This is a genomic window from Pacificimonas aurantium (assembly GCF_020092905.1).
GTDB classification, from domain to species: Bacteria; Pseudomonadota; Alphaproteobacteria; order Sphingomonadales; family Sphingomonadaceae; genus Pacificimonas; species Pacificimonas aurantium.
In genome coordinates, this window is record NZ_JAGSGB010000001.1 from 595,837 (window position 1) to 619,211 (window position 23,375).

General features: G+C 65.4%; 22 protein-coding genes. 15 read left to right on the forward strand and 7 right to left on the reverse strand.

The genetic code is table 11. The annotated features are described in order from the left end of the window. Positions 1-70 precede the first annotated feature (70 nt). Positions 71-3,118 carry a TonB-dependent receptor domain-containing protein gene (locus KCN53_RS02955; RefSeq protein WP_088711514.1) on the reverse strand — a complete coding sequence of 1,016 codons (3,048 nt, stop codon included), beginning with the start codon at positions 3,116-3,118 and terminating at the stop codon, positions 71-73. A 152-nt stretch (positions 3,119-3,270) separates the two neighbouring features. Next, positions 3,271-4,722, reverse strand: a complete 1,452-nt coding sequence (locus KCN53_RS02960; protein ID WP_224199312.1) for a S10 family serine carboxypeptidase-like protein — start codon at positions 4,720-4,722, stop codon at positions 3,271-3,273. A 202-nt stretch (positions 4,723-4,924) separates the two neighbouring features. Here KCN53_RS02960 and KCN53_RS02965 point away from each other — a divergent pair, with 202 nt between their 5' ends. Together KCN53_RS02965 and KCN53_RS02970 are read left to right on the forward strand one after the other, a co-directional pair. Next, positions 4,925-6,220, forward strand: coding sequence for an aminotransferase class V-fold PLP-dependent enzyme (locus KCN53_RS02965; protein WP_088711513.1), 1,296 nt, complete (start codon positions 4,925-4,927; stop codon positions 6,218-6,220). A 28-nt stretch (positions 6,221-6,248) separates the two neighbouring features. Continuing rightward, a complete protein-coding gene (locus KCN53_RS02970) occupies positions 6,249-7,751 on the forward strand; it encodes a S10 family serine carboxypeptidase-like protein (protein WP_088711512.1) in 1,503 nt (500 codons plus the stop codon). Between the two features lie 25 nt (positions 7,752-7,776). On the opposite strand, the gene KCN53_RS02975 is transcribed toward KCN53_RS02970, so the two are convergent. Next, positions 7,777-8,475 (reverse strand): energy transducer TonB, encoded by a 699-nt coding sequence (locus tag KCN53_RS02975; protein WP_088711511.1) that lies wholly within the window; start codon positions 8,473-8,475, stop codon positions 7,777-7,779. 108 nt (positions 8,476-8,583) lie between these two features. Between KCN53_RS02975 and KCN53_RS02980 the strand changes: the two genes are divergently transcribed. From KCN53_RS02980 to KCN53_RS03015, 8 genes are all read left to right on the forward strand, one after another. Further along, positions 8,584-8,784 (forward strand): twin transmembrane helix small protein, encoded by a 201-nt coding sequence (locus KCN53_RS02980; protein ID WP_088711510.1) that lies wholly within the window; start codon positions 8,584-8,586, stop codon positions 8,782-8,784. A 22-nt stretch (positions 8,785-8,806) separates the two neighbouring features. Then, entirely contained in the window at positions 8,807-9,370 is a 564-nt protein-coding gene (locus KCN53_RS02985; protein ID WP_088711509.1) for a cob(I)yrinic acid a,c-diamide adenosyltransferase, read from the forward strand. Positions 9,371-9,443: 73 nt separating this feature from the next. Then, positions 9,444-10,619: an ergothioneine biosynthesis protein EgtB gene (gene egtB / locus KCN53_RS02990; RefSeq protein WP_224199314.1), complete on the forward strand. Its 1,176-nt coding sequence runs from the start codon at positions 9,444-9,446 to the stop codon at positions 10,617-10,619. Then, positions 10,616-11,584: an L-histidine N(alpha)-methyltransferase gene (gene egtD / locus KCN53_RS02995; protein ID WP_088711507.1), complete on the forward strand. Its 969-nt coding sequence runs from the start codon at positions 10,616-10,618 to the stop codon at positions 11,582-11,584. The genes egtB and egtD overlap by 4 nt, the downstream gene beginning before the upstream one ends. 133 nt (positions 11,585-11,717) lie before the next feature. After that, complete coding sequence (locus KCN53_RS03000) at positions 11,718-12,467, forward strand: electron transfer flavoprotein subunit beta/FixA family protein (protein WP_088711506.1); 750 nt, start codon at positions 11,718-11,720, stop codon at positions 12,465-12,467. Beyond that, entirely contained in the window at positions 12,464-13,396 is a 933-nt protein-coding gene (locus tag KCN53_RS03005) for an electron transfer flavoprotein subunit alpha/FixB family protein (protein ID WP_088711505.1), read from the forward strand. Before KCN53_RS03000 ends, KCN53_RS03005 begins: the two co-directional genes overlap by 4 nt. A gap of 78 nt (positions 13,397-13,474) precedes the next feature. Continuing rightward, positions 13,475-14,338, forward strand: a complete 864-nt coding sequence (locus KCN53_RS03010) for a 3-hydroxybutyryl-CoA dehydrogenase (protein WP_088711504.1) — start codon at positions 13,475-13,477, stop codon at positions 14,336-14,338. Between the two features lie 63 nt (positions 14,339-14,401). Beyond that, the gene (locus KCN53_RS03015; RefSeq protein ID WP_088711503.1) at positions 14,402-15,079 is read left to right on the forward strand and encodes an exopolysaccharide biosynthesis protein; all 678 of its coding nucleotides are present in this window, start codon (positions 14,402-14,404) and stop codon (positions 15,077-15,079) included. On the opposite strand, the gene KCN53_RS03020 is transcribed toward KCN53_RS03015, so the two are convergent. Next, the gene (locus KCN53_RS03020; protein WP_088711502.1) at positions 15,047-15,994 is read right to left on the reverse strand and encodes a cation diffusion facilitator family transporter; all 948 of its coding nucleotides are present in this window, start codon (positions 15,992-15,994) and stop codon (positions 15,047-15,049) included. The genes KCN53_RS03015 and KCN53_RS03020 overlap by 33 nt on opposite strands. Before the next feature lie 193 nt (positions 15,995-16,187). On the opposite strand from KCN53_RS03020, the gene argB reads away from it, so the two are divergent. Further along, positions 16,188-17,081, forward strand: coding sequence for an acetylglutamate kinase (gene argB / locus KCN53_RS03025; protein WP_088711501.1), 894 nt, complete (start codon positions 16,188-16,190; stop codon positions 17,079-17,081). Between the two features lie 13 nt (positions 17,082-17,094). On the opposite strand, the gene KCN53_RS03030 is transcribed toward argB, so the two are convergent. Beyond that, positions 17,095-18,381, reverse strand: a complete 1,287-nt coding sequence (locus KCN53_RS03030) for an MFS transporter (protein ID WP_172406168.1) — start codon at positions 18,379-18,381, stop codon at positions 17,095-17,097. 94 nt (positions 18,382-18,475) lie between these two features. Here KCN53_RS03030 and KCN53_RS03035 point away from each other — a divergent pair, with 94 nt between their 5' ends. The 4 genes from KCN53_RS03035 (at position 18,476) to KCN53_RS03050 (ending at position 20,819) form a co-directional block, all read left to right on the forward strand. After that, complete coding sequence (locus KCN53_RS03035; RefSeq protein WP_172406167.1) at positions 18,476-18,823, forward strand: DUF4870 family protein; 348 nt, start codon at positions 18,476-18,478, stop codon at positions 18,821-18,823. 2 nt (positions 18,824-18,825) lie between these two features. Beyond that, positions 18,826-19,332 carry an NUDIX hydrolase gene (locus tag KCN53_RS03040; RefSeq protein ID WP_224199317.1) on the forward strand — a complete coding sequence of 169 codons (507 nt, stop codon included), beginning with the start codon at positions 18,826-18,828 and terminating at the stop codon, positions 19,330-19,332. 37 nt (positions 19,333-19,369) lie between these two features. Then, positions 19,370-19,999 (forward strand): GTP cyclohydrolase I FolE, encoded by a 630-nt coding sequence (folE, locus tag KCN53_RS03045; protein WP_088711498.1) that lies wholly within the window; start codon positions 19,370-19,372, stop codon positions 19,997-19,999. 73 nt (positions 20,000-20,072) lie between these two features. Further along, positions 20,073-20,819, forward strand: a complete 747-nt coding sequence (locus KCN53_RS03050) for a glutaredoxin family protein (RefSeq protein ID WP_088711497.1) — start codon at positions 20,073-20,075, stop codon at positions 20,817-20,819. 20 nt (positions 20,820-20,839) lie between these two features. Here the strand turns inward: KCN53_RS03050 and KCN53_RS03055 are convergent, their stop codons facing one another. Together KCN53_RS03055 and KCN53_RS03060 are read right to left on the reverse strand one after the other, a co-directional pair. Continuing rightward, complete coding sequence (locus tag KCN53_RS03055; protein ID WP_088711496.1) at positions 20,840-21,469, reverse strand: flavin reductase family protein; 630 nt, start codon at positions 21,467-21,469, stop codon at positions 20,840-20,842. Positions 21,470-21,511: 42 nt separating this feature from the next. Beyond that, positions 21,512-23,296 carry an SLC13 family permease gene (locus tag KCN53_RS03060; RefSeq protein WP_088711495.1) on the reverse strand — a complete coding sequence of 595 codons (1,785 nt, stop codon included), beginning with the start codon at positions 23,294-23,296 and terminating at the stop codon, positions 21,512-21,514. Positions 23,297-23,375 lie beyond the last annotated feature (79 nt).

Here is a 23,375-nt window from a genome sequence, read left to right on the forward strand (position 1 = left end):
GAAGCCGGGCGCCGCGCGCCGCGACCCGAAAGAGGTCTGCCGCGCATGAACATCAGGCCCCGCGCCGCTCTCACCAGAAGCGCAGCTTCGCACCCGCCCAGAAGCGCCGACCGAGAATGTCGCCATAGGCGATCTGCGGGTAGGACGGCTCCTCGTCGGTGAAATTGTCCACGCCGAGGCGGAACGTCATCGGCCCGGCCTCGATCTGCGCGGAAATGCTGTGCCGCAGATTGCTGTCGAGAATCGGATTTGGATTATTCTCGATGGTGGCGTCGCTGTCGGCCTTCGCCTCGTCGAGGAAATAGGCCTGGTAGCTGATGCGGTACGGACCGCGCGCATAGTCGACGTTCAGCTTTCCTTCCCACTCGGGCTTCAGATACGTGCCATCGATGCGGGTGAAGGTCTCGCCGGTGACCGAGCTGGTCAAAAGGTCGTTGTGCGTCGCGGACAGGCGCAGGTGCAGGGCGCCGGCATCCGCACCGCCAAACAGGTCGGCCAGTTCGAAGCCATAGTCGACCATGTAGACTTCGCCGCGATACTTCACGACGCCGGCGTTGAAGGTCGTGGTCGTGCCGGTAACGATCGCCCCGCCGGGATTGCTGTCGTCGAACGAGGCGCTGCGCGTGAAGGCGTCGCAAATCGCCGCTTCCGGACTGACATTGTCGTAACAGGCCGCGAGGAAATCTTCGGTCGTGAAGGCGGACAGCCCGTCCTGCAGGTCGATTTCGATCCGGTCGGCGCTGATCGTCAGGCCGGGGACGAAGGCGGGCTGGAGCACGATGCCATACGTCCAGGTGTCGGAAATCTCGTTCCTAAGGTCGGAATTGCCGCCTGTGGTGATCGTGGCGCGCGCGAAATTTTCCGCCGGGTCCTGGAAGTTCGCAAGGCGTTCCTCCGCCGACGCCCCTTCCGGAACACCCTCCGGTCCGCCGACGCCATAGGTGGGATTGGCCTCGAACAGCGCGAGGCAGTTCTGGTAGCGCACGTCGGGGTTGGGCCCGCTGTCGATACGGTCGGCGTCGCAAGGATCCTCGCCGATCGGGCCGAGGCTGGTGCTGGACGGCGCAAATAGCTGCGTCAGGGTCGGCGCGCGGAAATTGCGGCTGCGCGACCCCCGCAGGGTGACGCCGTCGACGGGCTGCCAGCGGACCCCCAGGTCCCAGACCTGTTCCTCGCCCGCAATGGAGTTGTCGACGAACCGGCCGGCCGCGCTGAGTTCCAGAAGCTGCACCAGGGGCACGCCCATCACGCGGTCGACCAGCGGGATCAGCAGCTCGCCGGACAACTCGTCTGTATTGTAACTGCCCTCCTGCGGCTGCTCCATCGTTCCGCTGCCGAACAGTCCGAGCTGGTTGGCGGCGAGAGGAACGAACTCGGCACTTTCGTCACGATGTTCGTAGGCGATGCTGAATTGCAGGTCGCCGGCCGGCAGACGGAAGAGATCACCGCCCAGCGTGGCCAGGAAATCCGCCTGCTCGTTCACATAGTCGGAGCCTGCCCGGACACTGACATAATTCTGCGCCGCCTCGCTGACATTGCCGCTGCCGAACGGATTGATGGGGGCACATGCGGGATCGTCGTTGGACGCTTCGGCATCGGCATTGATGGCGCAGACGATTTCGCCGCCCGCCATCACGGCGTTGATGGCATTGTTATACTTGGCATTGTCGACATCCCAGCGCCGCTCCGCGCCCTCGACGCGGGCGTAGCTGCCGGACACGGACCAGTAGAAGTCGCGCTCGCCCAGCATGAAGTCTCCGTCGAGCGCAGCTACCGCGCGGTAGGTGTCGGTCTCGGTGGTTTGCAGGTTGTCGGGCGTGAGATCGTAGAAGTATTTCGAGAGGAACAGCGGCGCCCCGAACGCGAAGCCGGGATTCGCCGCGCTCAGCGTGGCCGTCGCCTCCTCCGTCAGAAAGGGATTGTCGACCGTGACGACGACCGGCCCGGCATAGGTGCCGTAGTTGAGGATGGTCCGGCTCTGCCCCTGCGGGATTTCCTCGCCCTCAGTGTGCGCATAGAGAAGCTCGGTGGAGAAGGTGACCGAATCCGAAATGTCGTAACTGCCTATGACGGTTCCCGTCAGGCGCTCGACGCCGGTGCGCAGGCCTGCCAGTTCGGAATAGGGAAAGCCGTCGCCGCCGCCGGCAAAGGGTATTCCGGCAATCTCTCCCGGATCGTAAGTTGTCACGCTGCCGTCCGGCGCGAACTGAAGCGGCGAGCCGTCCAGCGTGGTCAGGAACTGGCTGACCGGCGCGGGCGTGTTGAACAGAACGCCGTTGGGATTGAACGGCCAGAAGCGCGCGTCGAGCAGTTCGCGGACCGCCGGAATGCCGTCGTCCGGCCCGGTATCCTCGGGATTTGTGATCGTCACGCGGGACAAGGCCGAAAGCGGCCGGTCGGCGAATGTCAGAACGGGAGATGTCGACCAGCCAATGTCCGCCGCGACATTGCCGCGCCCGCCGGCGAAATTCGTCCCGGCGGTGGCGCGAAGGCTGTGCGTCTCATAGTCTCCGCGACTGGAGATGCCGCTCTGGGCGTCGAACTCGAGTCCTTCGAAGTCCTCCTTGAGGACATAGTTCACCACGCCGGCAATGGCATCCGAGCCGTAGACGGCCGCCCCCCCGCCCTGCACGACTTCGACGCGGTCGAGGAGACCGAGCGGGATGATATTCGCGTCGACCTGGGCGTCGCCGAGGTCGGAGGAACTGGTGACCATGCGGCGGCCGTTGACGAGCGTGAGCGTGCGCCCCGGCCCAAGGCCGAAAAGGTCCGGAAACTGCTGCCCGGAGCCGCTCGATTCGCCGCTGCCGTCGGCCTGCGACAGCATGGGAGTGTTCGACGTGATCTCGTTGAGGGCCTGCGCCGCATCGGTATAGCCGCGATCCTCGACGACCTGTTCATCGACGACAAGGCGGGGCGCCGTCTCGTCCGACACATTCCGGCGAATGCGGGAGCCTGTAATGACGATGGGTTCGGCGGCGGAGACAGGCGCGGCGCTCGCGCCGGTCGGCAGCGTAGCCACGTCCTGAGCGAATGCGGGCGCGCCGCATGCGAGCAGCGCCGTCGTGGCCGTTGAGTGCAGCAGCCACTTCACGCGGCATGGCAAATGCTTCGACATGGATTTTCCCCACCTTACCTCGAAATCCTGCCGCCGGGTCCGCCAGCGGCACATAGATCATCATAGCCGGCGGATGCGGGATTCGATTGCAAACATGACGGTAAATCGCGGCGAACGAGCATAGAGAATGCTCGTCCTCTCGAAGATGTAGATCAATCCTCCTGAAGAAAGGCGGAAAGGTCAGCCGCGAATTGCGCCGCCACCCCATCCGACTCATACATCATGTGCCCGCCCTTATAACAGTTGAGCGAGATGCGCCGCGAGATGTCGTCAGGCAGATCAGCGACGACGGCGCGGTTCGCTGCGCAGCTGTTCAGCGAGTCGTAGATGCCCGCAGCCACCCAGGTGCGCAGGTCCGGTGCCTTGCGCATCGCGCGCAGCGTCCAGGGCTGGGAGGGGCTGGGCGGCCCTTCTCCGGCCAAGGCGCGGGCGAGCGATTCCTCGGTAATGGGCGCCTGATCATACTGCCAGGACTGCCCCACGGGCAGCTCCTCGCTTTCGATGCCCGCGTAGAAGCCGGCGTTGTAGCCGAGAGAGTCGCGATAATAGGACAGGATAGCCGTATCCCCGGGATCGTCGGCAGCCGCAGCCCCGCCGGTCTTGCGCATGTCGAACACATCCAGGGTCTCGCCGCCCTCCGCAAGGAGGCCGGTGCGGAAGTCGCGGGGCGATACCCACAAGGTTTCGGGATCGACCTGTTCCACCGCCAGCCCGTGCCACGCGGCAAGGCGGGCCGCGATATCCGCGCGCGTTTCCGCCGGCACGGCGGCTGGGTCTTTCAGGGCAGGGTACCATGTCCCGCGCGCCCAGCGTTCGGCCTCGGCAAGCGTGGCTTCCGGATCCGCCTGCCACGCCTCATCGAGCCGACCGAAGGCGAGCGCGACCGCGACCCGGTTGGGCAGCGAGAGCGCCCGGGACAGCGCCCGGTCTGGCAGATCGCCGAGAGGGATGCCGCCAGACACCAGGGCGATGCCGTCGACGGGAATGCCCTGGTCGATCAGCGCTTCGGCCGCACCTGCCGCGCGCCATGTTCCGAAGCTCTCGCCCACCAGGTAGAGCGGCGAGGTTTCGCGCCGGTACGCACGGCGGAACTTGCGGACGAACGCAACCGTCGCGGCGAGATCGCCGGTCGTGCTGTAAAGCTGCTCGGCCGCCTCATCTGAAGCCGCCCGGCTGAACCCGGTTCCGGCCGGGTCGAGAAACACCAGGTCGCTGGCCGGAAGGACCGACGCCGGATTGGACACCAGTTCTCCCTCCTCCAACTTGCGCGGCCCGATGGCATGGAAATGAAGCAGACGGGAATCCGCCCCGGGTCCGCCGTTCCAGACGATGCTGAGAGGCCGCGGGTCCCCATCCGCCGACGGTGCGAGATAGGCGGTGTAAAAAAGCGTCCCGAGCAGCTTTCCGGCTTCACCCTCGATCGACAGCAGGCCCGCACATGCACGGTAGTCGAGCGTCCCGCCGTTAACGGCAAGCGTGCCATCCGACATCGCCGCCCCCGCCGCGCAGTCCGGCAGAGTTACGTCTTCGACAGAAGCAGGCGGTTCGGCGCAGGAGGCGAGCAGAGCTGCCACAGCAAGGAAACAGAGTTTGATCGGCTGCATCTTTGTCCCCGGTCGTTCGCATTGCCGACAGACTAGGACGGGCGAGGAAGAATTTTTATGCGCATAGTTCGACAATGGACGACCGCGGCTGCACAGCCTCCAGAGTGCGAACGCATTCATCCGATAAAATGCGCAAGATTTATGCGTGCCAAAGTCGGTAAAGTCCGCTTGTGATGCAGAATGTAACGACAGGTCCGACCGCGTGACGAACCGGCTTTCGCGCAGATCCCTTCTCGCCGCTGCGGGGGCAGTGCCGGTCGGATCGCTCGCCTCGCGAGTGGCGGCAGCCGCCGGCAGTTCCGGAGCGGGCGGCCCGGAAGCGGGGAACGGCACGGACGTGGCGGCGGCGCCCGCACTTCCGGATCGCCGCCCTTTCGCAGCGGTAGACGGTGTCTATCTGGACTCCGGAACGATGCATCCCGTTCCGCAGGGCGCGCTCGAGGCGGTGCAGACCTACTTCGCGACCCGGACGGCCGGGGGACGCTATCCGACCCATGAGGTGGAAAGCCGCGTCAAAGCCAATTTCGCGAAGCTCATAAACGCATCGCCCGAAGAGCTCGCCTTCGTTCAGAGCACGACGGCCGGCGAGCAACTGGTGATCGACGCGCTCGACATACCCGCGAGCGGCGGGCGGATCGTCACCGACACGCTGCACTTCTTCGGTTCCTTCTACCTTTACGAGCAGCTTGAGCGTCAGGGCATGGCGGTCACCTGGCTGCGGCCGACCGAGGGCAGAATCGATGTCGAAGCGTATGAGCGCGCCATCAAGCGCGACACCCGGCTGGTCAGCCTGTCTCTCGTCTCCACCTATAACGGCTTCGAACATGACCTCGCGGCGATCTGCGAGATCGCGCACGCCCGCGGCGCCCATGTCTATGCCGACATTATCCATGCCGCCGGAACCGTCCCCATCGACGTCCGGGCGAGCGGCGTCGATTTCGCTGCAACCGCGAGCTACAAATGGTTGATGGGCGACTTCGGGCTGGGGTTTCTCTACGTCCGTAGCGACCTTCTGGAGCGGATACGCCGCCCGCGCTACGGCTACTACCAGATTGCCCGCTTCCAGCCGCACGTCTACCCCTTCGACCCGCCGGCCGACGATGCCGGCAGCCCCATCGCCGATATCGCTCCGCGCACCGACGCCCAGGGGCATTTCGCCATGGGCACGCATTCCCACGCGGTTGCAGTGCAGCTCGACTGGTCGCTCGCCTATCTCCTCGAATGCGGGATCGAGCGCATCGCGGCACATCGCTTGCCGATGCTCGAACGGCTGCACGAGGCGCTGCCGGGCAAGGGATATAGTGTCGTCACACCGCGCGGCGGCCGGGCGCCGCTTCTCACCTGCACGCTGGAAGGTGCCTATAACCGGCTCGCCGAACCTCTCGCCGCAGCCGGCGTAAAGATCACCCTGTCCCGCAACCGCTTTCGCATCTGCCCCTCCCTGTTCAACGACATCGAGGACATCGAGCGGCTGATCGACGTCCTGCCCGCGGCCTGACCGACCCGTAATTTCCGAGAGACCTGCCATGCCCGTCCGCTTTCTGAAGAGCTTGATCCCGTCCGCCCTGCTGCTTTGCGCCGCGGGGTCTGCCGCCGCGCAGAATCCGGACCTGCCGATGCCGCCAGCGTTCCTGCAGGCCATGGAGCCGATGACCCCGCGCCCGGAAGTGAGCAGCCGCGTCGTGACCACGCGGCACGAGGGCGACTTCAACGGCACACGGGTCAGCTACGATGCGATCGTGACGGAACTGCCCGTCGCGAATGCGGCAGGCGAACCGGCGGCCGTCACGGTCAGCTATGCCTATGTGGCCCGGCAACAGCCGGGAGCGGCGCAGCGCCCGGTCCTCTTCGTTTTCAACGGCGGCCCCGGCGCCTCCTCCTCCCCGCTTCACATGAAGGCCTTCGGACCGCGGCGCATCGAGGGCGAAGGCGAAGAGGCAATTTTGGTCAACAACGAGCATAGCCTGCTCGATGTCGCCGACCTCGTCTTCATCGACCCGCCCGGCACCGGCGCCAGCATGCCGGTCGAAGGCGCAGACGCCTCCAGCCTGTTCGGCGTGACCGGCGACGCCCGCGCCGTGTCGACGATGATCGATACATGGCTGGAGGCAAACGGCCGCATGGATGCTCCGGTGGCAATTGCGGGCGAGAGCTATGGCACGGCCCGGGCGCTTGCCATCCTGAAGGAGCGCATGGAGAGCGGAAAGCCGCTGCCGCAAGGGGTTATCCTGCTCTCCCTGGCGGTCGGCGGAAGCTCCGGACCGCTGAGTTCGGACCTTGTCCTTCTCCCCACGCTCGCCGCCGTTGCCTGGTATCACGAAGCCATCGATCGCGGTGGGCGCAGCGTAGCGGAGCATTTCGAAGACGCGCTCGCGTTCGCGCGCACCGACTATGTCCCGGCCCTGGCGGCCGGGGCCGCCTTGCCCGAACGCGAACTGCGCACCGTGGCCGAGCGCCTGTCGAGCCTTATCGGCCTTCCCGCGGAAGAGCTTGCGGCGGCCGACCTGCAGCTCGACAAGCAGGCCTTCATGCTGTCCCTTCTCGGCAGCGAGGGGCTCCGCACCGGGCAGCTCGATGCCCGCGCCACGCGTGCGATCTCGGAATCGAACTTTCACCCGCCCTTCGACGACCCCTCCATGACGCTGGGCACCGAAACGAGCCGCCTGATCGAGGCCTATCTCGCCGACGACCTCGGATATGAGGTCCCCAGCCCCTATCGCAGCCTGAATCTCGGCATCAACTTCCGCTGGGACTGGTCCGGGGTCGCGGAAAGCTACAGCGCGGCGCGGTTCGCACCGTTCCTGCGCGCCGCTGTCGAGGCCGACCCGGGGCTCAAGATCTTCACCGCGGGCGGTTATTACGACATCACCACCCCGGCCTACGCCGGCGTCTTCGCGCTCGATCAGGAGGGTATTCCGCGGGAGCGGCGCAGCACGCACTACTATGCCGCCGGCCATTCCGTCTTCGAGGATCCCGGCGAGCTTGCGAAGATGGCCGCCGACCTGCGCGCCTTCATCGGCGGGCTATAGCCGCGCATTCTGAAGGCGGCGCGGCCTAGCGCCAGTCCTGCCGATAGGCTTTTTCGTCGACGACCGCGTCGCCGCGGGCATTGCGCGCCGGTTTGTAGCGGAGCCGAGCAGTGAGAAGGTCGCACATATGCTTGTCGAGCGCCGCATTGCCGCTCGATTTCTGCGGCCGGCAGCCGAAAATGCGCCCGGTGGGAAGGACAAGGAAGCGATATTCAGCAATGTCGGTCCGCCGCTGCCGTGCGAGCGCTGCGTCGATGACGCCCCGGTCGTCGATCTCGCCCGCCACGAGGCGCGCGGACGTCTGACCGCCGCCGCCGGGTCCGAAGCCGCCTGCCCCTGCGCCTGTCCCATCGCCTTCCCCTGCACCGCTGCCCGGCCCGGCTTCCTCGGCCGCGCCGCTATCGGTGGCGGTACCTTCCGCGGGCGCCGGGGCCGCCGGGACGGGCGGGGGCTCCAGCAAGATGTCCGGCGGGGGCGCCGCCACTTCGACTGGAACTTCGCGAAAGGAGGGATCGGCCGACGCACCCTCTTCCAAGGAGGCAGCCTCTTCGGTCGCCTCTTCATCCGGCGCGGTGATCGATATGGCTGCAGAAACGGTTTCCGCAGCCTCCTGCAGCCAGCCGACGGCAAGTCCGCTGACGATCGCCCACAAAGACAGGCCGAGAACGGCGACGGCGCCGGCGAACGCCGCAAGCCGGGTTCGAAGCGGTCGCCTGTCTTTCATAGACCCTTGCCGCATTCGGTGCCCCGCCCGCCGCCGGACCGGGACAAAGGCGCGCGCCCCGGTCGGCGCCCCTTGCCGCGGGACCGAAAACATCCGAGATGGAGGGGCATGAACACGTTCATCATCATCCTTATCATTCTGACGGCGCTTGCCACCGCTTTCGTCCTGGTACGGGGCATCATGATCATGGCCAGCGGCAAGGATGTCTCGGGCCGCCGGTCGAACAAGATGATGAACGCACGTGTCTGGCTTCAGGCTGCGACGATCGGACTGATCGTCCTTCTCGCCTTCGTCATGGGCGCGCTGTAGCGGCGGGGGCCGCGCGACTGACATGGTCAAGCTGAACAAGATCTACACGCGGACCGGCGATGACGGGACGACCGGCCTCGCCGACGGCAGCCGCGTCCGCAAGACGGCCGCGCGCGTGACAGCCTATGGGACTGTCGACGAAGCGAATGCCGTCATCGGCGTCGCCCGCCTGCACGCCGAGGGCCGCCATGACGAGATGCTCGCGCGGATCCAGAACGAAATGTTCGATCTGGGTGCGGACCTGTCCACTCCCGGCGGCGTCGAAGGAGCGCTGCGTATCACGACTGGCCAGGTCGAGCGGCTCGAGAGCGAAATCGACGCGATGAACGAGGCGCTGGAGCCGCTGAAGAGTTTCGTCCTGCCGGCAGGAACGGCGCTGGCCGCGCATCTGCATCATGCCAGGGCGGTCGTCCGCCGCGCCGAGCGCGATGCGGTTGCCGCCGCCGCGGAGGAAGCCATTTCCGCACCGGCGCTGACTTATTTGAACCGGCTCTCGGATCATCTGTTCGTCCTTGCCCGTTCAGCCAATGCCGAGGGCGAGCATGCCCCGGGCGATGTGTTGTGGATTCCGGGATCCAGCCGCTAGGGTTCCCGGCAAGAGCGTAGCGACATGCGCGCCGGTTTGCGGCGCGCCGGACAGGCGAACACGGGAGGGCCACGTGACGCTGACAAGAGAACGCCTCGCGGACGCCTTTGCCTCCGTCCGCGCGGAAACCGAGCGGCGCGCTGCACCGCTCAGCGACGCCGATGCCACGCCGCAGTCGATGGAAGATGCGAGCCCGGCCAAATGGCATCTGGCGCATACGAGCTGGTTCTTCGAAACCTTCGTCCTGAGCGCATATGTCGATGGCTATATCTGCTTCGACGCCGACTTCGCCTTTCTGTTCAACAGTTATTACGAGGCCGCGGGGCCGCGACATACGCGCTCGCGCCGGGGGCTGATCACGCGCCCCTCGCTCGACCGGGTGCTGGCCTATCGCGCCGCCGTCGACGAAGCACTGACCTCTGCGCTTCCCAGCCTGCCGGACGAGGCGCGCAATCTCGTCGAACTGGGCCTTCATCACGAGCAACAGCACCAGGAACTGCTGTGGACGGATATTCTGCACCTGTTCGCGCAGAACCCCGTCGAGCCCGTCTACGACGAAGACGCGCCTCTGCTGCACGGTCCCGGCGGGCAGCTGGGGTGGGTGTCGCATGAGGGCGGCATGGTAACCCTGGGGCACGCGGGCGATTCCTTCGCCTATGACTGCGAAGGACCCCGGCACGAGGCCTATCTGGAGCCCTTCGCGCTCGCCTCCCGGCTCGTCACCAACGCCGAATGGGACGAGTTCATCGACGATGGCGGCTATGACAATGCGGCGCTGTGGCTGTCCGACGGCTGGGCGTGGCGGCAGGCCGAGGACATTACACATCCGCTCTACTGGCAACCGGAACGCGACAACCGTCCCAGCCAGTTCAGCCTGGCTGGGCGGCGCACGCTCGATCCAGACGCGCCCGTCACGCATATCAGCTATTTCGAAGCAGAGGCCTTTGCGACGTGGGCCGGCCTTCGCCTGCCCACCGAAGCGGAGTGGGAAGTGGCCGCACCTGACCTGCCCGATGCCTTCGGATCATGCTGGCAGTGGACGGGGAGCGCCTATCTGCCCTATCCGCGCTTCAAACCGGCCGCAGGCGCGGTCGGCGAGTATAATGGCAAATTCATGAGCGGACAGTTCGTCCTGAGGGGGTCCTCCATCGCTACGCCCGCCGGCCATCAGCGGCCGACCTATCGCAACTTCTTCTACCCGCATCAGCGCTGGCAGTTTACCGGCCTGCGCTTGGCGAAAACGCTATGAGCAACGCAATCACCGCAGAACGGGCCGTTCTCGAGGATTTCGCGAACGCGGTCATCGCCGGGCTGAGCAAGGCGGAGCGCGAGATTCCCGCGCGCTTCCTTTACGACCGTGCCGGCTCCGACCTGTTCGAGCAGATTACCAACCTGCCGGAATATTACCCCACGCGGACGGAAATCTCGCTGATCCAGCGGCATGCGGCCGCGATCGGCGAAGAGGTTGGCCGCGGCCGGACCGTCGTCGAATTCGGGTCTGGCTCAAGCGCGAAAACGCCCCCCTTCCTCAGCGCCGTGGGGGCGCCGCGCTATGTCCCCATCGATATCAGCGCACATTTCCTGGAAACCGCCGCCAAGCATATGCGCGCCGCCATGCCGGACCTCGATGTGCTGCCGCTTCCGGGCGACTTCACCCAGCCTTTGGCGCTGCCCCAGGCGGCAAGGAACGACCGCAAGCTGGGCTTCTTTCCGGGCAGCACGATCGGCAACATGTCGACGCGCGAATCGGTAGACCTGCTGCGGGCCATCCGGGCCACGCTGGGCGACAGCGCTCCGCTGATCATCGGCATCGACCTGAAGAAGGAGGTCGAGATGCTGGAAGCCGCCTATGACGACAGCCGCGGCGTTACCGCGGAGTTCATTACCGGCATCCTGCGCCGCATGCAGGAGGATCTGGGCGCCGGCGTCGAGATCGACGACTGGGCCTATGACAGTTTCTGGAACCCCGAACTGGGGCGCGTCGAAATGCACGTGAAGGCGCGGCGGGACACCGCGATCGACATGCCCGGCCACCATTGGCAGTTCAGCGCCGGAGAGCACATCCATGTCTCCAACAGCCATAAATATTCGCTGGAGGAATCCGCGATCCTGGCACGCGCGGCAGGTTATTTGCGCAAGGATGCCTGGACCGACGACGAGGGCATTTATTCGCTGCAGCTATGGCAGCCGATGGATGACGATCTGAGCTGGTAGCGACGGCGCCGGAACTTCCACCCCCTTTTGCCGCGTTGACAGACCAAGCGGCGCTGCCCATGACCGGCGGCGCTTTCCCGGTTCTCGCCGGCGTCTCGCCGCGCGCGACCTCCGTTAAGAAGAAAGGATTGGCATGAAGATCCTCGTGCCCGTGAAACGGGTCATCGACTATAACGTCAAACCGCGCATCAAGTCCGACCAGTCCGGTGTGGACCTTGCGAATGTGAAGATGAGCATGAACCCCTTCGACGAGATCGCCGTCGAAGAAGCCGTGCGCCTGAAAGAGGCTGGCACGGCGGAGGAAGTGGTCGTCGTCTCGATCGGCGAGCAGAAGGCGCAGGAAACGCTGCGCACCGGGCTCGCCATGGGCGCCGATCGCGGCATTCTCGTTGTCACCGAAGACATGCCCGAGCCTCTCGGCATCGCCAAAATCCTTGCGAAGATCACCGAGGAAGAAAGCCCCGACCTCGTCATTCTCGGCAAGCAGGCCATCGACGACGATTCCAACCAGGTGGGCCAGATGCTGGCCGCGCTTCTCGGCTGGTCGCAGGGCACCTTCGCATCGAAGCTGGAACAGGACGGCGACAAGCTGAAGGTGACGCGCGAGATTGACGGCGGTCTGGAAACGCTGGCGCTGTCGACCCCCGCCATCGTCACCACCGACCTGCGCCTCAACGAGCCGCGCTATGCGTCGCTGCCGAACATCATGAAGGCGAAGAAGAAGCCGATCGACGAGAAGACCGCCGCCGACTTCGGTGTCGACATCTCGCCCCGTCTGGAAACGCTGAAGGTCACCGAACCTCCCAAGCGTGAGGCCGGCGAAATCGTGCCGGACGTCGACACGCTTGTCGCGAAGCTGAAGGAAATGGGAGTCGCCGCATGAGCACCCTCGTCATTGCAGATCACGACAATAGCGAGCTGGGCAGCGCCACGCTGGTGGCGGTCACCGCCGCGCAGAAACTGGGCGGTGACGTCACCGTACTGGTCGCTGGCGAAGGCAGTCAGGCCGTTGCCGATGCGGCCGCGAAGGTCGAGGGCGTTGCAAAGGTCCTGCATGCCGACGACGCGGCCTACGGCCACGGCGTCGCGGAGAACCTGGCGCCGCTGATCGAAGGTCTGGCCGGCGACTATGAGAATATCGTCGCGCCCGCGACGAGCATGGGCAAGAATGTCATGCCGCGCGTGGCCGCCAAGCTCGATATCCAGCAGATTTCCGACATCATCGCCATCAACGACGACGGCTCCTTTGACCGGCCCACCTATGCCGGCAACGCCATCGCCACGGTAAAGACGTCCGATGCCAAGAAGGTAATCACCGTACGCGGCACGGCGTTCGACAAGGCCAATGCCGAGGGCGGAAGCGCCTCCGTCGAGGCTGTGTCCGGCCCGGGCGACAGCGGCAAGACCGAGTTCGTCTCGGCCGAAATCGCCGAAAGCGAGCGGCCGGAACTGACCTCGGCCAGTGTCATCGTCTCCGGTGGCCGCGCGCTGCAGTCGGGCGAAAATTTCGAGAAGTACATCGAACCGCTCGCCGACAAGCTGGGCGCCGCGATCGGCGCCAGCCGCGCTGCCGTCGATGCCGGCTATGTCCCGAACGACTATCAGGTCGGCCAGACCGGCAAGATCGTCGCGCCGGAAGTCTATATTGCCATCGGCATTTCGGGCGCGATCCAGCACCTTGCGGGCATGAAGGATTCGAAGACCATCATCGCCATCAACAAGGACGAGGATGCCCCGATCTTCCAGGTTGCCGACTATGGCCTGGTCGCCGACCTTTACGAGGCGGTGCCCGAGCTGACGTCGAAACTCTGACCGGAACCGGTCCGAATCTTTCAAGGCCGCTCTTGCCCGCCCGGGTAAGGGCGGCCTTTTCGTAGGAGATACATCGAAATGCAGAGGATCGGAGTCATCGGCGCCGGCCTGATGGGGAACGGCATCGCCCATGTCGCCGCCCAGGCGGGCTATGACGTCATGCTGTCGGATGTCGACGAAGACCGTGCGGCTGCCGGCAAGGCGATCGTTGAGAAGAACCTCGCGCGCATGGTCGCGAAGGAGAAGATCGGTCAGAGCGACGCCGACGAGGCTCTGGCGCGGATCGGGACGACGGGCGACAATGGCGATCTGGCCGACTGCGACCTGGTGATCGAGGCTGCCACCGAGAATGAGGCGGTGAAGCGCAAGATTTACGAAAGCCTGTCGCTAAAGGATGGGGCCATCCTTGCGTCGAACACCTCGTCGATCTCGATCACCGACCTCGCATCATCGTCTTCCGAACCGAATAGGTTCATTGGCATTCACTTTTTTAACCCCGTTCCGATGATGTCGCTCGTCGAGATCATCCCTGGCCTCGCCACGTCCGGAGCCACGGTCGGCGCAGTACGCCAGTTCTGCGAGCGGATCGGCAAGGACCCCATCGAAGCGGCGGACCGGCCGGCGTTCATCGTGAACCGCGTGCTTTGCCCCATGCTGAACGAAGCGATTTTCGCGCTCGGTGACGGGGTTGGCAGTATCGAGGATATCGACAAGGGCATGAAGCTGGGCGCGAACCATCCGATGGGGCCGCTAACCCTTTCCGATTTCGTCGGCCTGGATACGCTGCTGTCGATCATGGAGGTGATGCAGGAGCAGACCGGCGATCCGAAATACCGGCCCGCACCCCTGTTGAGGAAATATGTCGAGGCAGGCTGGTACGGTCGCAAATCCGGCAAGGGGTTCTACGACTATTCGGGAGAAAGCCCGGTCCCGACCCGCTAGGTCCGGGGACCCAACCCGGCCGTGCCGCGTTCGAGCGGCACAGTAACCGGAGAGAGGGCCGGGATGGGACGCGACGAGAAAGCGGAAAGGGAACGTCCGCTCGAGACGCTGCTCGATGAAGCGATCGACGCGGCGGACGGCGACGAACTGCGGGTAGAGGACCTGCTCGAAGCCTATGGGACGCGCAGCTTCGGGCCGCTCATCGCCATCTTGGGCCTGATCGCCCTCTCCCCGATCGGAGCCGTGCCGGGCATTCCGGCGCTGCTCGGCCTCCTCATCTCGCTCATGTCGATCCAGCTTCTGGTCGGGCGCGACGATCCCTGGATCCCCCGCCGGCTGAAACGCATCGGCTTCGAGAAGGAAAAGGCGAAGCGGGTGCGCGACAAATTCGGCAACTGGCTGCGCCGGATCGACAAGCTTGTCAGCACGCGCGCGGAGTGGGCCGCCGGGAGCGGCGCGCAGTGGCTGGCGGCGCTGTTCTGTATCGGTCTCAGCGTGCTCATGGTACCGCTGGAGGCCATTCCCTTTGCCGTCGCCCTTCCCGCTGCGGCGATCATGTTTTTCGGTCTGGGCCTGACGGCGCGCGACGGAATCCTGATGATTCTCGGCTTCATCGTTACCGGCGCGAGCGTCGTGCTGGCGTTCAACTGGCTTGGCGGCGGCTCCGGCGAAGGATCGGGCGGCGCCGAAGCGAACGCAGCACTCGACCTAGGGGCAACCTTCCTGACCGCCTTCGCCTGAGCACTCCACTTCGATGGTGGCATGTTCGACGCCGAAGCGATCATGAAGCCGGGTTCGCAGAGCCTGTTTCACCTCGGCGCTGCTGGCGGCTTCGCTCAGTTCTGCGTGCAGCGTCACCATGGGCCGCTTCTTCGAAATGGACCAAGCGTGGACGTGGTGAATGCGCGTCACTCCGGCGACGGCTTCGAGATCGTCTACCACACGGTCGCCTTCGAGGCCCGGAGGCGCCGCCTCGAGAAGTATGTGCGCGCTCTCCTTCGTCACCGTCCAGGCGCCGCGCAAAATGATCAGCGCAACGAGCACCGAAAGAATAGGGTCGATCGGACTCCAGCCCGTCAGGAGAATGACGCCGGCCGCGGCGATGGCGGCCACCGACCCCAGCAGATCGCCGAGCACATGCAGCGACGCGGCGCGGATGTTCAGATTCTCCTTGTCACCACCGGCGAGCAGCCTGAGCGCCGCGAGATTTACGAGCAGCCCCAGCACGGCGACCGCTAGCATCATGACACCCTGAACCGGAACCGGCTCGGCGAACCGCTCCGCCGCTTCCCAGCAGACAAGCCCGGCGATGACGAACAGCGTAATGCCGTTCACGAAGGCGACGAGGACCGAGAAGCGGTCGAACCCGTAGGTGCGCTTCCAGTCCGCCGGGCGCTGCGCGAGGCGAAAGCCCACCCAGGCCAGCGACAGGGCGCCGAAATCGGTGAGCATGTGGCCGGCATCCGCAAGCAGCGCGAGCGATCCCGAAACGAGACCGCCGACGAACTCGGCGACCATGAACCCGCCAGTCAGAAGGGCCGCAATACCAACGGCGCGGGCGTTGCGCGCGGTCACGTCGGGCGCGTGATGGTCGTGGCCATGGTGACCGCCGTCGCTATGTGCATGCTCGTGCGTGTGATCGTTGCCGATACCCATGAAGACCTCTTATCAGCCGCGCCGCATCGGAATAGCAACTCCCCGGAGCAGACTGCTGCGTTGCACTCGGCGCCATGACGTCAGCTGCCGGACACTATGCCGTGCCGCGGTGTGGTCCCCACCCGTACCGGGCGTGGGCCTGTCCTTTCAGCTGCTTTTCAAGCGGGTCGGGGCCCCCTAGGAGACGCGCGCCATGACCAGCCCAAATCCCCGCATTCTCGCCAAGGCCGAAACGCTTACCCAAGCGCTGCCCTATATCCAGAAATATGCCGGCCGCGTCTTCGTCGTGAAGTTCGGCGGGCATGCAATGGCGGACGGCGACCGGGCGCGGGAGTTCGCCGAGGACATCGTGCTTCTGAAGACCGTGGGCATCCATCCGGTCGTTGTGCACGGAGGCGGCCCGCAGATCGGCGAGATGCTCGGCCGGCTCGGCGTCGAAAGCAGCTTCGTCGATGGCCTGCGCGTCACCGATGCCGAAACCGCGCGGATCGCCGAGATGGTCCTGGGGGGCGGCATCAACAAGGAAATCGTGCGCTGGATCGGCGCGGCGGGCGGGCGCGCGGTCGGCCTGAGCGGCAAGGATGCCGGCCTTGTCACGGCAACCAAGCTGACGCGCACCCGGCGCGATCCCGACAGCCTGATCGAACAGGAAATCGACCTCGGCTTCGTCGGCGACCCTTCCTCGGTCGATCCGCGCGTGCTCCGCGTCATCATAGAGGACGGTATGATCCCCGTGGTCGCCCCCATCGCAGCCGGCGAAGACGGCCAGACCTACAATATCAATGCCGACACGATGGCGGGCGCGATCGCCGGGGCGTTAGGGGCCGCGCGGCTGATGCTGCTGACCGACGTGGCCGGTGTGCTCGACAAGAACGGGCAACTGCTCACCGACCTGGGCGCGGCGCGCATCGCGGAACTGATGGAGGACGGTACCATATCGGGCGGTATGATCCCCAAGCTGGAAACCTGCATGTCGGCGCTGGCAGCGGGCGTGACCGCATCGGTCGTTCTGGACGGGCGCGTCCCGCATGCCATGCTGATCGAATTCTTCACCGATCAGGGCGCGGGCACGCTGATCCGCGGCTAGAACGCCGCCGGCGTCAGCCGGGCACTTGGCCCGCCGCCGCCACGAGCTGCCGCTCGAGCCGCCAGGCGGGAAACAGCATGAGGAGGTTGAGGGCGCCGGCGAGGAGCAGCACCTCCGCCACCTCCAGCCCCAGGGTGAGCAGCAGACCCGCCCCGAGCGCGCCGACGACCATGAACAGCGAATTCATGATATTGTAGGCCGCGATGGTGCGCGACCGGTCCGCAGCATCGCTGCGCGCCACCAGAATGGCGTAGAGCGGAACGATATAACTGCCGCCCGCCATCGAGAAGACGAGGAGGTCCACCAGCATGCGGATTCCCTGCGGCAATTGCAGGAAGTCCGCCGAGGAGAGAAGCGGCCCCGAGGCGGTGCCGAACGTCCCTATGGCGAAATACAGGTCCACGGCCGCCAGCGACATCAGCAGCATCGACCAGGGCAGGCTGCGCGCGGTGATGCGCGGCCCCAGAAGTCGCCCTATCACCAGCGAACCGATGGCGACGCCGACCGAGAAGGTGGCAACGAAGAGGTTCGCGACGCCCTCGGTTCCGCCAATCGTTCCCCTCACCAGGGGAATGAAAAGGGTCGTGAAAACGATTCCGACCAGCCAGAACCAGGAGCCGCAGACCGCCGCGGACCAGAGATAGGGCGTGCGCCACAGGGCCTTCAGCACGCGCCAGTTGCTGGTCAGGGGGTTCCAGTTGATCGTCGGTGGCGGCGAGACGACCGGCGGCGCCGGCGGTAGCGGCCAACTTGCAAGGATACCGAGCGCTGCCACGCCGATCACAGCGACCATGAGCTGGTCGGCGGTCACGATTCCGCCCGACAGCTGGCCCGTAAGGATCGCCGTGTAGGTTCCCGCCTCGATCAGCGCAGTCGCGCCGGTGATTTCGGTGTCGTTCAGATGCTGCGGCAGGATGGCATATTTGATCGGCCCGAAGAATGTCGATTGCAGCCCCATGAAGAACAGCACGACCAGCATGAAGGGGATCGAACCGATCCACAGCGCCCAGACGCCGAAGGCCATGACGCCGATTTCGGCCAGCTTGATCCAGCGCACGGCGCGCGCCTTGCACACCGCATCGGCGATCTGGCCGGCGAGGCCGGAAAACAGTGCGAAGGGAAGGATGAACAGGCCGCCCGCCAGGGTAACGAGCTGGGCGGCGGCATCCGGACGCTCGGCCATCAGTCCGTAGGTCAGGTAGAAGAGCAGCCCGAAGCGGAACAGATTGTCGTTGAACGCGGTCAGGAACTGAACGCCGAAAAGCGGCCCGAAACGGCGTGTGGCGAGTAGTGCGATCATCCCCAAAGCCTGACTTAGGCCAGGGCCGCGGGGATGGAAAGGCGCCGCGCCCCTCCCTAAGATCGTGGCGAGAGGAACCCGGAAGGAAGCCGTTATGACGACAGAGCAGGGTCCCGGATCGAACCGGCCGCTGGCGACCGCCATCGTCATGCTGATCGGCGCCCTGACCGGCGTCCCGATCGTGATCGCGGCGGTCATGGCCTATCTGTTCAAGGCGGAAGCCCCCGCCGGCAGCTGGGAACTGACGCATTACAGCTACCATATCCGCACCTTCTGGGTCTCCCTCCTGCTGGCGGTGGTCGGCGTCATCGGCATCGTCCTGCTGATCGGCATTTTCCTGCTCGCCCTGCTGCCGATCTGGGTCATCATCCGGTCGATCGTCCCGCTGGTGAAGGCGGCGAACCGGGAACCGATGCCGAACCCCACCACCTGGCTGTTCTGAACTTGGCCGATGTCGTCTGGAGCGGCCGCTTCATGGAAGCGGTGACCGAGGGCCGCTGGGAGTATGTCCGGCGCAACCGCGGCGCCGGTGCGGCGGTCATCTTCGCCCGCACCCCGGCGGATGAGCTGATCCTGGTCGAACAGTACCGTATCCCGCTCGGAAAACCCTGTATCGAGCTTCCCGCCGGCATTGTCGGCGACGAAGACGAAGGCGAAGGGTTTGCCGAGGCGGCGAGCCGCGAGCTTGAGGAAGAAACCGGCTGGCGCGCCGCGCAGATGATCGATCACGGTACCTTCACCTCGACCCCCGGACTGGCGTCCGAACAATTTCGCCTGTTCGAAGCGCGCGGCCTAGAGCGGACGGGCCCGGGCGGCGGCGTCGGCGACGAGGACATCCGCGTCCATCTCGTCCCGCTGGCAGAGATTCAGGCCTTCCTTGAGGAGGCTGCAGGACGCGGCGTGGCAATCGACAAGAGCCTCTGCCTGTTCGCACTTCTGCGACCTTTCTGAGCTTGGCGCGGACCGGACGCCTGCCTACGTTCGGCCGATGACCGACACTCCTGATCCGGCGGACGGCGATCTCGTTTCGCCGCCTGACCGCGACGCCGAAATCCCGGACGATGTTCTGGCCGCCGTAAAGACGCTGATCCGCTGGACCGGCGACGATCCCGCCCGAGAGGGTCTCGTCGACACACCGGGCCGGGTGGCGCGGGCGTGGAAAGAATATTGTCAGGGCTACGAAGAGGACCCTGGCACGCACCTGTCGCGAATCTTCGAAGAGGTCGGCGGTTATGACGAGATCGTCCTGCTGCGCGACATCCCGTTCCAGTCGCACTGCGAGCATCATATGGCGCCGATCATCGGCAAGGCGCACATCGCCTACCTGCCCGAAAACTACGTCGTCGGGATCTCGAAGCTCGCGCGCGTGCTGCACGGCTTTGCGCGCCGACTGCAGGTGCAGGAACGGCTGACGGCGGAGGTGGCCGACTGCATCTGGGAAAAGCTTCAGCCCCGGGGCGTCGCCGTCGTGATCGAGGCAAGCCATGCCTGTATGACGGCACGCGGCGTCCGGACGCCCGGCGTCACCATGACGACCAGCCGCATGATGGGCGTCTTCCGCGACGACGAACGCAGCCGCAAGGAAGTGCTCACGCTGATGGGGGTGGCGAAGGGCTGACCTCCGCCCGGCGTTGCATGTATCAGGGTCCCGCAACCCTGAACACTTCGCGGCCTGCCTCGTTGGCAGGATTATGGAAAAGCGAGCTACCGTCTACCGTATGGTCATGCCGGACCATGTCTGTCCCTATGGCCTGAAGACCGTCGACCTGCTGAAGCGCGAGGGCTACCAGGTCGAGGATCATCATCTCGAATCGCGCGAGGAAACCGACGCCTTCAAGGAAAAGTGGGGCGTCAGCACAACTCCGCAGACCTTCGTCGGAGACGACCGGATCGGCGGCTATGAGGACGTACGGCGCTTTTTCGACAAGCCCGTCAAGGATGAGGACGAGACCAGCTACCAGCCGGTGATCGCGATCTTCTGCGTCGCGGCACTGATGGCGCTGGCGGCGAGCTGGGCCGCCTTCGACGAGCTGCTGACGATCCGAGCCGCCGAGTGGTTCGTCGCCTTCTCCATGTGCTTTCTGGCCGTTCAGAAATTGCAGGACATCCGCAGCTTCTCGACCATGTTCCTCAACTACGACCTGCTGGCGCGCCGATGGGTCCGCTACGGTTACATTTATCCGTTCGGAGAGGCGATTGCCGGGATCCTGATGATCTCCGGCGCCCTGACCTTCATCTCCGCCCCCCTTGCCCTGTTTATCGGCACCGTCGGCGCGGTCAGCGTGTTCAAGGCCGTCTATGTCGACAAGCGCGAACTCAAGTGCGCCTGCGTCGGCGGCGGATCGAACGTGCCGCTGGGCTTCGTCTCGCTGACGGAAAACCTCGCCATGATGGGCATGGGCGTCTGGATGCTGGCGAAACCCGCCATTCTGGGCTGAGGGGAAGGAGGCCCGGTGGACTATGCGGGGCGGTCGAGCTCGAACAGCGCCTCGGGCGTCGTTTCGAGATACCAGTCGCCGCCCAGCCGGGCGATGGCGCGGAACTTCTTCGCGTCCACAACGGCGCCCGATTCGTCGAGAATGCTGCCGTCCACCATGATCCGCTCGATGTCGCAAATAACGAGATGACCCGATCGGGGTCCCTCGCCTAGCGGAACGATCTGGCGCAGCCGACAGGCCATCGCCACCTTCGCTTCTTCCACCCGGTCGGCTTTCAACCCGTCCACCGGAACAGGGGTCAGGCCCGATGCCTCGAACTCATCGACCTCCGGAGCATAGCTGGCACTGGTCTGGTTGAGCGCCTCGGCTATCGACCGGTCGGCAATGTGGATGACGCAGTCGCCGGCCTCGCGGATATTCCGCAGCGTATCCTTCGCATTGTCACCCGTCCCTGCGGGGGAAAAGACGGCAACAGGCGGTGCGGAACTGAAGAAATTGAACCAGCTGAACGGCGCCAGGTTACGGACACCGCCAAGCGAAACCGTGCTGACGAAGCCGATCGGACGCGGGACCACGGCGCTGACGAGAAGCTTGTAGAGGGCGCGCGGATCGGTGTCGGCGGACGGAAAGGTCTTCATGTTCTGGGTCATCCCCGCACTTCTAGCGGCACGGGCGCAAGCGTCCACGGCTGACTACACGTAGAACAGATAGAGGGTCACGCAGGTGGTGAGGCCGACGACCAGGTTCATGGGCAGGCCGATCTTCAGGAAGTCGGCGAAGCGGTAGCCGCCCGCCGAATAGACCAAAGTGTTCGTCTGATAGCCGATGGGCGTGGCGAAACTGGCGCTGGCGCCGAACATGACGGCCAGCAGCAAGGGGCGCGGATCAACGCCAATCTGATCCGACAGCCCGAGAACGATGGGCGTCATCAGGACGGCGACGGCGTTGTTGGTGATGGCTTCGGTCAGCGCCGACGTCAGCGCGTAGATCAGAAGCAGCGTTGCCAGCGGGTGAGCGCTTTCGAGAAGTGGCTGTACCCAGGACACGATCAGGTCGACCGTTCCGGTATTCTGCAACCCGATCCCGACGGCAAGCATGGCGAAGATCAGGACGAGAACGCTGCCATCGATCGCGCTCCACGCCTCCTCGGCGTCAATACAGCGCGTCAGAAGCACGGCGGCCACACCCAGGATGGCAAGAATCTCAATACTCGCGACACCGAGAGCGGCGAACAGGATGATCGCGACCATGGTCAGGATCGCGATCGGCGCCTTCATCCGGCGGAAAGGCCGCGTTTCGGCTTCTTCCAGCTCGATCAGGTTCACGTTCGCCTGCAAGGTGTGAAGCGCCTGGCGCTCGCCCGTGATGAGCAGCCGGTCGCCGGCGCGCAGCCGAACGTCGGCCAGCGAGGGGCCGGGCCGGTGCCGTGCCCGCGCCAGACCCGCCACTCGCAGCGGCGCGCGGGCGAGGAACGGAATTTCGGCCAGCCTGCGCCCGATGGCCGGATGCGCCGGGTCGATGCTGGCGGTCATCACCGCGCGCTCGCCCTCCTTGCGGTCCGCTCTCCCCGTCCCCACGGTAAGCGCCGCATTGTCGAGGAGCGACAGCAGTTCCTCCTCGCTGGCGTGCAGGACGAGGACATCCCCAAGTCTGAGCGGCCGTTCTCCGGCGTCGTCGCCGCGAAGATAGCGGTTCCCTGCCCTCACGGCTGCCAGGCTGACCGATCCGCGGCGTAAAGGGCTCCATTCGGCAGGGGTCAGACCATTTAGCGGCGAGTCCTCGGTCACGGGAATGTCGGTGACATATGCCCGCTCGCGCGGCTCGGCAGGTTCATCGCCCTCGCCCGCGGCTTCGGGAAGCAAGGGACGCGACAGGAGCAGCAGCGTCAGACCGCCGGCAAGCGCGGCAACGATCCCAACGGGCGTCAGCTCGAAGATGCCAAAAGCGGGCTGGCCCGCGCGTTGGGCCACGCCGTCGACCAGCAGATTGGTGGACGTCCCGAGCAGCGTCATGCTTCCCCCTAGGATCGAGATATAGCTAAGCGGAATGAGTAGCCGCCGCGCGCCCCAGCCGATGACCCGCCCGACACGGGCGACAATGGGAATGAGAACAAGGACAACCGGGGTGTTGTTCACGAGCGAGGAGGCGGCGAAGCTGCACCCGAACAGCTCTGCTACGGACAGGCGGGGACGCGACGCCGCGCGGGCAGAAACGCGTGACGCCATGGCCTCGATCACGCCCGTCCGCACCAGCGCGCCCGACAGGATGAACATCGCGCCGATCGTGATCGGCGCAGGATTGCTGAAAATGTCTTCGAACCGGTCCGGCGGCACGAAGCCGAAGAGCAGCGTCGCCGCCGCGCCGGCAACCGCGACGGTCACGGGCGGGAAGCGTTCCGTCACGAAAGCGATGAGAAGGACGAGCAGGAGCGCGAGACCGGCCAGAGGCTGGAACTCGGCAGGCACCGAAAGGATCATCTTGCTACGTCAGTCCCCGGGGCGAGACCCGGAAAGGGTCCCTAATCTCCCATCAGAACGCCGCCGAACACAAAAAGCT

Bases quoted from the DNA above. Each gene is read 5' to 3' on its own strand.
- KCN53_RS02975 (WP_088711511.1), bottom strand. From the start codon at position 8,475: ATGAAAGACAGGCGACCGCTTCGAACCCGGCTTGCGGCGTTCGCCGGC.
- KCN53_RS03030 (WP_172406168.1), bottom strand. From the start codon at position 18,381: ATGATCGCACTACTCGCCACACGCCGTTTCGGGCCGCTTTTCGGCGTT.
- KCN53_RS02985 (WP_088711509.1), top strand. From the start codon at position 8,807: ATGGTCAAGCTGAACAAGATCTACACGCGGACCGGCGATGACGGGACG.
- KCN53_RS03015 (WP_088711503.1), top strand. From the start codon at position 14,402: ATGGGACGCGACGAGAAAGCGGAAAGGGAACGTCCGCTCGAGACGCTG.
- KCN53_RS03055 (WP_088711496.1), bottom strand. From the start codon at position 21,469: ATGACCCAGAACATGAAGACCTTTCCGTCCGCCGACACCGATCCGCGC.
- KCN53_RS03020 (WP_088711502.1), bottom strand. From the start codon at position 15,994: ATGGGTATCGGCAACGATCACACGCACGAGCATGCACATAGCGACGGC.
- egtD (WP_088711507.1), top strand. From the start codon at position 10,616: ATGAGCAACGCAATCACCGCAGAACGGGCCGTTCTCGAGGATTTCGCG.
- KCN53_RS02980 (WP_088711510.1), top strand. From the start codon at position 8,584: ATGAACACGTTCATCATCATCCTTATCATTCTGACGGCGCTTGCCACC.
- KCN53_RS03000 (WP_088711506.1), top strand. From the start codon at position 11,718: ATGAAGATCCTCGTGCCCGTGAAACGGGTCATCGACTATAACGTCAAA.
- KCN53_RS03035 (WP_172406167.1), top strand. From the start codon at position 18,476: ATGACGACAGAGCAGGGTCCCGGATCGAACCGGCCGCTGGCGACCGCC.
- KCN53_RS03005 (WP_088711505.1), top strand. From the start codon at position 12,464: ATGAGCACCCTCGTCATTGCAGATCACGACAATAGCGAGCTGGGCAGC.
- KCN53_RS03060 (WP_088711495.1), bottom strand. From the start codon at position 23,296: ATGATCCTTTCGGTGCCTGCCGAGTTCCAGCCTCTGGCCGGTCTCGCG.
- KCN53_RS02960 (WP_224199312.1), bottom strand. From the start codon at position 4,722: ATGCAGCCGATCAAACTCTGTTTCCTTGCTGTGGCAGCTCTGCTCGCC.
- KCN53_RS03010 (WP_088711504.1), top strand. From the start codon at position 13,475: ATGCAGAGGATCGGAGTCATCGGCGCCGGCCTGATGGGGAACGGCATC.
- folE (WP_088711498.1), top strand. From the start codon at position 19,370: ATGACCGACACTCCTGATCCGGCGGACGGCGATCTCGTTTCGCCGCCT.
- KCN53_RS03050 (WP_088711497.1), top strand. From the start codon at position 20,073: ATGGAAAAGCGAGCTACCGTCTACCGTATGGTCATGCCGGACCATGTC.
- argB (WP_088711501.1), top strand. From the start codon at position 16,188: ATGACCAGCCCAAATCCCCGCATTCTCGCCAAGGCCGAAACGCTTACC.
- KCN53_RS02955 (WP_088711514.1), bottom strand. From the start codon at position 3,118: ATGTCGAAGCATTTGCCATGCCGCGTGAAGTGGCTGCTGCACTCAACG.
- KCN53_RS02970 (WP_088711512.1), top strand. From the start codon at position 6,249: ATGCCCGTCCGCTTTCTGAAGAGCTTGATCCCGTCCGCCCTGCTGCTT.